Annotated in this window: 6 protein-coding genes; 1 reads left to right on the forward strand and 5 read right to left on the reverse strand. The window is 71.7% G+C overall.

Features of this window, described 5'->3' with window-relative positions; all coding sequences use genetic code 11:
• Window positions 1–94: 94 nt before the first annotated feature.
• Entirely contained in the window at window positions 95–1,693 is a 1,599-nt protein-coding gene (locus tag P1P75_RS37695; protein ID WP_319263922.1) for an MFS transporter, read from the reverse strand.
• 58 nt (window positions 1,694–1,751) lie between these two features.
• Entirely contained in the window at window positions 1,752–3,014 is a 1,263-nt protein-coding gene (locus P1P75_RS37700; RefSeq protein WP_319263924.1) for a DUF445 domain-containing protein, read from the reverse strand.
• 262 nt (window positions 3,015–3,276) lie between these two features.
• Here P1P75_RS37700 and P1P75_RS37705 point away from each other — a divergent pair, with 262 nt between their 5' ends.
• Window positions 3,277–4,683 carry an SGNH/GDSL hydrolase family protein gene (locus tag P1P75_RS37705; protein WP_319263925.1) on the forward strand — a complete coding sequence of 469 codons (1,407 nt, stop codon included), beginning with the start codon at window positions 3,277–3,279 and terminating at the stop codon, window positions 4,681–4,683.
• Window positions 4,684–4,781: 98 nt separating this feature from the next.
• Here P1P75_RS37705 and P1P75_RS37710 read toward each other — a convergent pair whose 3' ends face one another.
• From P1P75_RS37710 to P1P75_RS37720, 3 genes are all read right to left on the reverse strand, one after another.
• Entirely contained in the window at window positions 4,782–5,474 is a 693-nt protein-coding gene (locus P1P75_RS37710) for a DUF1707 domain-containing protein (protein WP_319263926.1), read from the reverse strand.
• A 10-nt stretch (window positions 5,475–5,484) separates the two neighbouring features.
• Entirely contained in the window at window positions 5,485–6,474 is a 990-nt protein-coding gene (locus P1P75_RS37715; protein ID WP_319263930.1) for an ATP-binding cassette domain-containing protein, read from the reverse strand.
• Window positions 6,475–6,590: 116 nt separating this feature from the next.
• The gene (locus tag P1P75_RS37720; RefSeq protein ID WP_319263928.1) at window positions 6,591–7,355 is read right to left on the reverse strand and encodes an ABC transporter permease; all 765 of its coding nucleotides are present in this window, start codon (window positions 7,353–7,355) and stop codon (window positions 6,591–6,593) included.
• Between the last annotated feature and the right edge of the window lie 91 nt (window positions 7,356–7,446).

Raw genomic sequence — 7,446 nt, forward strand, 5'->3', positions numbered from 1 at the left:
GGCGTAGCCCCCGCTCCCGCCCGCGTGCGGCGGCTACGCCCGCCACGTCATGCCCGAACCGCTGCGCGCTCGCGTGCCCGCGTGTGTGCGGCGGCTACGCCGTAGCCGTCTTCGGTCCCGGGGGCTGCGGAGGCCGCGGCCCCTTCGGTCCCCCCGGCTTCCCGGACTTCCCCGACTCCCCGGAACTCGCAGCCGTCGAGGCCGCCGCCCCCGCCCCCACCGCCGTACGGGCCTTGGTGGCCGCCGCCGTCAGGGGCTTGGCGATGTCCTCCAGGGAGCGTCGCTCGGCCCGTACCGCGAGGAACGCGGCGACCAGGCCCGCCGCGCACATCAGCGCCGCGCCGATCTGGAACGCGAGGACCGTGTCGCCGACCTTGCCCGTGCCGGTCAGCTCGGCGAACAGCAGGGGCCCGCTGATACCGCCCGCGGCGGTGCCGAGGGCGTAGAAGAAGGCGATGGACATGGCGCGGGTCTCCATCGGGAAGATCTCGGAGACCGTGAGGTAGGCGCTGGAGGCGCCCGCGGAGGCGAAGAACAGCACCGCGCACCAGCAGGCCGTCATCGTGGTCGCGCTCAGCGAACCGCGGTCGAACAGCCAGGCCGTACCGAACAGCAGCAGGCCGGAGAGCAGGTACGTCGAGGAGATCATGATCCGGCGGCCGACCGTGTCGAACAGCTTGCCGAGCAGCAGCGGGCCGCAGAAGTTACCGAGGGCGATCACTGCGAAGTAGTAGCCGGTGTGGCCGGTCGGCACGTCGAAGAACGTGGTGAGGATCGCGCCGAAGCCGAAGGTGATCGCGTTGTAGAGGAAGGCCTGCCCGATGAAGAGGGAGAAGCCGAGGACGGCGCGGCGGCGGTAGTCGGAGAACACCGTGCGGCCGATCTCGACGAAGGACACGCTGCTGCGCTGGTGGATGGTGAGTTCCCCCTCGGCCGCCGGCAGCGGGGCGCCCTGCTCGGACTCGATGCGCCGCTCGATCGAGGAGACGATCTCCTCCGCCTCCCGGTCCCGGCCGTGGATCATCAGCCAGCGCGGACTCTCCGGGACATGGCGTCGTACGAGGAGGATGACCAGGGCCAGGACGGCGCCGAGCGCGAACGTCAGCCGCCAGCCCACGTTCGCCGCGAAGAGGTCCGTGTTCAGCGCGACGATCGACAGCAGCGAACCGCCCACCGCGCCCAGCCAGAAGCTGCCGTTGATCATCAGGTCGACGCGGCCCCGGTACTCGGCCGGGATCAGCTCGTCGATCGCCGAGTTGATCGCCGCGTACTCGCCGCCGATGCCGAAGCCGGTGAGGAAGCGGAAGAGCAGGAACCACCAGGTGTCGAAGGAGATCGCGGTCAGGGCGGTCGCCCCGAGATAGACCGCCAGCGTGATCATGAAAAGTTTCTTGCGGCCCCAGCGGTCGGTCAGCCGGCCCCAGAACAGGGCGCCGAGGCAGGCACCCGCCACATACAGCGCGGCGGCGATACCGGTGCCCTGCCCGGAGGTGATGGGCAGGCCGCTGCCGGGCTCCGACAACCGCCCGGCGATGTTGCCGACGACCGTGACTTCGAGGCCGTCGAGGATCCACACGGTGCCGAGGCCGATGACGATCGTCCAGTGCCAGCGGGACCATGGGAGGCGGTCCAGGCGGGCGGGAATGTCCGTCGTGATGGTCCGGCCGGTCCCGGCCTGTGCGGCAGTGGTCATGTGGCGGCTCCCTCCTCATCGAGCGGAAACCGTTGTCGGGTTCCCCGAGGAAAGGCAGCTACGCCCCCAGCCCCTTCGCCACCGTGTAGATCAACAGGCCCGCCAGCGACCCGACCACCGTGCCGTTGATACGAATGAACTGCAGGTCACGGCCGATGTGGGCCTCGATCTTGCGCGTGGTGTGCTCGGCATCCCAGCCCGCCACCGTGTCGGTGATCAGCAAGGTGATCTCCCTGCGGTACGTCGACACCACGTGCACAGCCGCGCCCTCCACCCAGCGGTCCACCTTCCCCTGCACCTTCGGCTCGGTGGCCATCCGGGACCCCAGCGACAGCAGCGCCGCCCGCACCCGCATCCGCAGCTCACTGCGCTCGTCCTCGGCCGCCGACACGATCATGGACCGGACGGCCGTCCAGGCGGACGCGATCAGGTCCTGCACCTCGCCGCGGCCCAGCACCTCGCCCTTCAGCCGCTCCACCCGCGCGCGGGTCTCGGTGTCGGACTGGAGGTCGGAGGCGAAGTCCCGCAGGAAACGGTCCAGGGCGCCCCGGGCCGGGTGGGACGGCATGTCCCGCATCTCCGCGCAGAACCGCAGCAGTTCCTTGTAGACCCGCTCCCCGATCCGCTTGTCGACGAACCGGGGCGTCCAGCCGGGCGCGCCGCCCTCCACCGCGTCCATCACCGAGTCGGCGTGCAGCACCAGCCAGTCGTGCGCCCGCGCCACCACCAGGTCGACGGCCCGCCGGTGACCGCCGTCCGCGACGATCTTCTCCAGCATCTTGCCCATCCCCGGCGCGATCTCCTGGGCGTCCGCCCGCCGCGTGATCGCCTCCCCGACGACCGCCTGCACATCGGAGTCCCGCAGCACGGTCAGCGCCCCCCGCAGCGCCGTCGCCAGCTCCTGCGTCACCCGGTCCGCGTGCTCCGGCTCCGCCAGCCACGCCCCCAGCCGGCTGCCGATGCCGACCGCGCGCAGCCGCTGCCGTACGACATCGCGGGACAGGAAGTTCTCGCCGACGAACTCGCCCAGGGAGACGCCCAGCTGGTCCTTCTTCGTCGGGATGATCGCCGTGTGCGGGATGGGCAGGCCGAGCGGATGGCGGAACAGGGCGGTCACGGCGAACCAGTCGGCGAGCGCGCCCACCATGCCCGCCTCGGCGGCCGCCGCCACATAGCCCGCCCAGGGCCCGGCGCCCTGGTGGGAGGCCCACTCGGCGAGGACGTACACCACCGCCACGAACACCAGCAGCCCGGTCGCGGTGAGCTTCATGCGCCGCACCCCGCGCCTGCGCTCCTCGTCGGCCGCGCTGAAGACGTTCATGGCGCGCCCCACCGCCGTCGCCCCGTCGTCCGCCGGCGCTCCGCCTTCCGTCGTGGCCCTGTCTTGCGTACCCGTACGTTCCATCCGCTCTCCACCCGCTCCCGGTCCCCCGTGCCCCGCACGCGACCATTGTCCCCACCTGTCCGACTCCTGGAACGAAACAGGAGTTCCCGGCGTCTGTCAGGTGGGAAGTCCTACGGTGATCTCCTGAATGTTCTGTCGGAGCCTCGCCGCTCCCTCGTCGGAGGAGACACACACCCGCATGACCAGGCATGACGGCGCAGGGCCCGGAGTGCCCCGCGCCCGCCGAAGCGGCCACCGCGACCCCCGTCACCACCTCCCTCACCACGTCCTCCTCTCCGCGGTCCTCGCCGTGATCGTGGGCCTCTCGGCCGCCATATACCTCGCTGTCGACGCCGGGGACGGCGGGCGCCGCGGCCAGGACACCCTCGCCTCCTCCCGCACCGGCCCGCACTCCGCCGCGGCCCTCTCCACCGGCCTGTGGGTCGGCAGCTGGGCCGCCGCCCCCGCCGGCGGCGAACCGCTCACCGAACGCGACGGCACGGCGGGCCGCACGGTGCGCAACGTCGTCCACACCAGCGTCGGAGGGACGAGTGCCCGCATCACCCTGTCCAACCTGTACGGCACCAAAGCGCTGACCGTCACCTCCGTCACCCTCGCCGTCGCGGCGGGCGACGACAGCCCCGCCGCCGCCCCCGGCACCCTGCGCCGGCTCACCTTCGGCGGCCGCCCCGCGATCAGCATCCCGGCGGGCGGACAGGCCGTCAGCGACGCCGTACCGCTCGCCGTCCCCCGCGACAGCGACGTCCTGGTCAGCCTCTACACCCCGACCTCCGCGGGCCCGGTCACCTTCCACCACCTGGCCCAGCAGACCAGCTACGTCGCCGACGGCGAGCACACCGCCGACGTCACCGGAACGCCGTACACCGGACAGAGCACCTACTGGCGCTACCTCACCGCGCTGGACGTCCTCAGCGAGGAGGCCGAGGGGACCGTCGTCGCTTTCGGCGACTCCATCACCGACGGCTTCGCCTCCGCCCCCGGCGCCAACCGCCGCTGGCCCGACGTCCTCGCCGACCGGCTCCACGCGTCCCTCACCGACGGCGACGAGGACGCCCCTCGCTACGGTGTCGTCAACGTCGGCATCAGCGGCAACCGCGTCCTCACCGGCGGACCGGGCCGGCCCGCCGGCAACCCCAGCGGGCTGGACCGCTTCGACCGCGACGTCCTCGGCCGGCCCAACGTCAAGGTCGTCGTCATCGACCTCGGCGTCAACGACATCCTCCGCAGTCGGACCACCGCCGACCCCGACGCCGTCCTCGACGGCCTGCGCGACATGGTCCGCCGCGCCCACGCCCACGGCATCAAGGCCGTCGGCACCACCCTGCTCCCCTTCCGCGGCCACCACGACTACACCGACGCGCGCGAGGACGTACGGCGACGGATCAACGCGGAGATCCGCTCCGGGTCGGTCTACGACACGCTCGTGGACGTCGACCGGGCGATGCACGACCCCTACGACCCCCGCCGCCTCAAGGCGGAGTACGACTCCGGCGACCACCTCCACCCCAGCGACAGGGGCTACTGGAAGATGGCCCAACTGATCAGGTGGAGCCAGCTGACGGGGGCGGGACGGGCGGATCTGTAACCCCGAGCCCGCACAGCCCCGCCCTGCCCGGCCCAGCCCAGTTCTGCTCTACCCGGTTCCTGATCTACCCGGTTCTGCTCTACCCGGTTCTGCCCGGCTCAGTGGCCCAGGTGGCGGGGCCTGTCCCGGCCCCGCGACAACTCCCGATCCCCCCGGTTCCGCCTCCGCTTGCGGTCCACCCCCACCCCGCCCCAGAACGCGAACCCCGTGACCACCACCCGCGGAGCGCCCGCCGCGGCCGGCACCCCCTGCTCACGGTGGTCGAAGCCGCCCATGATCCCGATCCCCCGCACCACGACCTCGACCCCGGGCGGCACCACGACGTTCATCCCGCCCATGATGGCGACGCAGTTGATCACGACCTCCCCGGCCGCGAAGTCCGCCTCGCGCAGATCGATCTCCCCGCCGCCCCAGAACGCGAAGCCGGTGAACCGCCGGGGCACCGTCCAGCGCCCCTTGCGCTGGAAACCGGACATGACGGCCACGGCCCACGTGGACGACCCCTCGCCGCCCACGATCCGCCCGGCCCACGCCCCGTCCACCTCACCGTCGCCCCGCGCCGCGGGCTTGTGCAAGGACACGGCGGCCGGCGGAGCGACCCCGGCCGCGGGCAGGTCACGGGTGATCGGCGTCAGCTCGCCGTACGTCCGCGCCCGGTACGTCGCGTCCAGCCGCTCCTCGAACTCCGTCATGTCGAGCCGGCCCTCGGCCAGGGCGTCCCGCAGGACCTCGGCTACACGCTCACGGTCGGCGTCGGAGGCACGGAGGTCCGGGACTGCGTCGTCGGTCATGCACAGCAGCCTACGAGTTCCTCGCGCCCGGCACTACGGTCTCCCTGTCCGCGTACATACGGCCGATCACCGCCTCGATGTCCGGCTCCCGCACCGACAGGTCCACCAGCGGATACTCCGCCGCGATCCGCGCCACCAGCGGGGCCGCCGACTCCGCCGCCGGGAAGGCCAGCCACTGACGCGGCCCCTCCACCCGTACGACCCGTGCCGCCGGGCCCACGTCGATGGGCGGGAGTTCCCGTTCCAGGTCGACGACCAGGGTCCGTTCGCTCTCCCCGGCCTCGTGCAGCCCGGCGAGCGGGCCGTCGTACATCATGCGGCCGTGGTCGATGACCATCACGCGGGAGCAGAGCCGCTCGATGTCCTGGAGGTCATGGGTGGTGAGCAGGACCGTCGTACCACGCTCGGTGTTCAGCTCACCCAGGAACTCCCGCACCCGGGCCTTGGAGACGACGTCGAGACCGATCGTCGGCTCGTCGAGGTAGAGGACCTCCGGGTCGTGCAGCAGCGCTGCCGCGATGTCACCGCGCATCCGCTGGCCGAGCGACAACTGCCGCACCGGCACCTCCAACAGGCTCTCCAGGTCGAGGAGTTCGACGAGCCGGTCGAGGTTCGCGCGGTAACGGGCGTCCGGGATGCGGTACATGCGGTGGGCGAGCCGGTAGGAGTCGACCAGCGGCAGGTCCCACCACAGCGTCGTCCGCTGCCCGAACACGACCCCGATGCGATGGGCGAGCCTGGTCCGCTCACGGGCGGGATCGATGCCCGCCACCCGCAGCCGGCCGCCGCTCGGGGTGAGGATGCCCGTCAGCATCTTGATCGTCGTCGACTTCCCGGCACCGTTCGGCCCGATGTACCCGACGATCTCGCCGCGCGCCACGGTGAACGACAGCCCGTCCACCGCCCGCACCTGCCGCCGCTCCCGCCGGAGAAACCCGGTCCGCCGACGCACGTCGAAGACCTTCTCGACCCCGTCGAGTTCGATGAACCCGTCCACCAGGACTCCCCCGCCTTCCCGTAGTCCGCCTGTTTCGCGGACTCCGCATGCTTCCCGGACTCCGCCTGTTTCCCGGACTCCGCCGACTTTTGCGTACCGCGCCGACTTCCCGTGGCGCGCTAACTTCCCGTACTCCGATACGACCTCAGTCCGGCCCGCCAGGCCAGCCCCGCCAGCGCACAACAGGCCACCGCCACCAGCGGCGGGGCGTACGCCGTCCACTCCGGCAGGTCCAGCGGATACGGCCGGCCCAGCACATACGCCGCCGGCACCCAGTTGACGAAGGCCAGCGGGAACACGAACGTCACCGCACGCACCAGCTCCTTCCCGAACACCGTCGGCGGATACTGGAGCAGCGTCTGACCGCCGTACGTGAACGCGCTCTGCACCTCCGCCGCGTCCTGCGCCACGAACTGGAACGCCGCCCCCGCCACCAGCACCGCGCCGAAGATCACCGCGCCGCTCACCAGCGTCACCGGCACCAGCAGCACCCTGGTCACCGTCCAGTCGACGTCCGTAGCCGCCAGCGCGTACGCCAGCACCAGCGCCCCTTGCGTGATCCGGGAGACCCGGCGCAGCGCGAACCGGTCCGCCGCCACCTGCGCCAGCACCGGCGCCGGCCGCACCAGCAGTGTGTCGAGCGTGCCGTCCCGCACCCGTGAACCCAGCCGGCCCGCCGAACCGATCACCAGGTCCGCGATCCCGAACGAGGTCGCGGACAGGCCGTACAGGAAGGCAACCTCGGGCAGCGAGTAGCCGCCGAGCGCATCGACCCGCGAGAACATCAGCAAGATCGCGACAAAGTCCAGACCCGTCACCAGCAGCCCGCTCACCAGCGTCATCGCGAAGGACAACCGGTAGGCCATCGTCGAACGGATCCACATCCCGGCGATCAGCCGGTACGCCCGCCACCCCCCCCCCCCCCCTAACCCTGTCTCTTAAACCCATCCCCGACCCAAAGGAAAAGGCAAAACT

It is taken from the genome of Streptomyces sp. ID05-39B, from assembly GCF_033794725.1.
In the GTDB taxonomy this organism is placed as follows: Bacteria; Actinomycetota; Actinomycetes; order Streptomycetales; family Streptomycetaceae; genus Streptomyces; species Streptomyces bobili.

Coding starts and splice junctions, on each gene's coding strand:
- P1P75_RS37705 (WP_319263925.1), top strand. CDS start 3,277: ATGACCAGGCATGACGGCGCAGGGCCCGGAGTGCCCCGCGCCCGCCGA.
- P1P75_RS37695 (WP_319263922.1), bottom strand. CDS start 1,693: ATGACCACTGCCGCACAGGCCGGGACCGGCCGGACCATCACGACGGAC.
- P1P75_RS37710 (WP_319263926.1), bottom strand. CDS start 5,474: ATGACCGACGACGCAGTCCCGGACCTCCGTGCCTCCGACGCCGACCGT.
- P1P75_RS37700 (WP_319263924.1), bottom strand. CDS start 3,014: ATGAACGTCTTCAGCGCGGCCGACGAGGAGCGCAGGCGCGGGGTGCGG.
- P1P75_RS37720 (WP_319263928.1), bottom strand. CDS start 7,355: ATGTGGATCCGTTCGACGATGGCCTACCGGTTGTCCTTCGCGATGACG.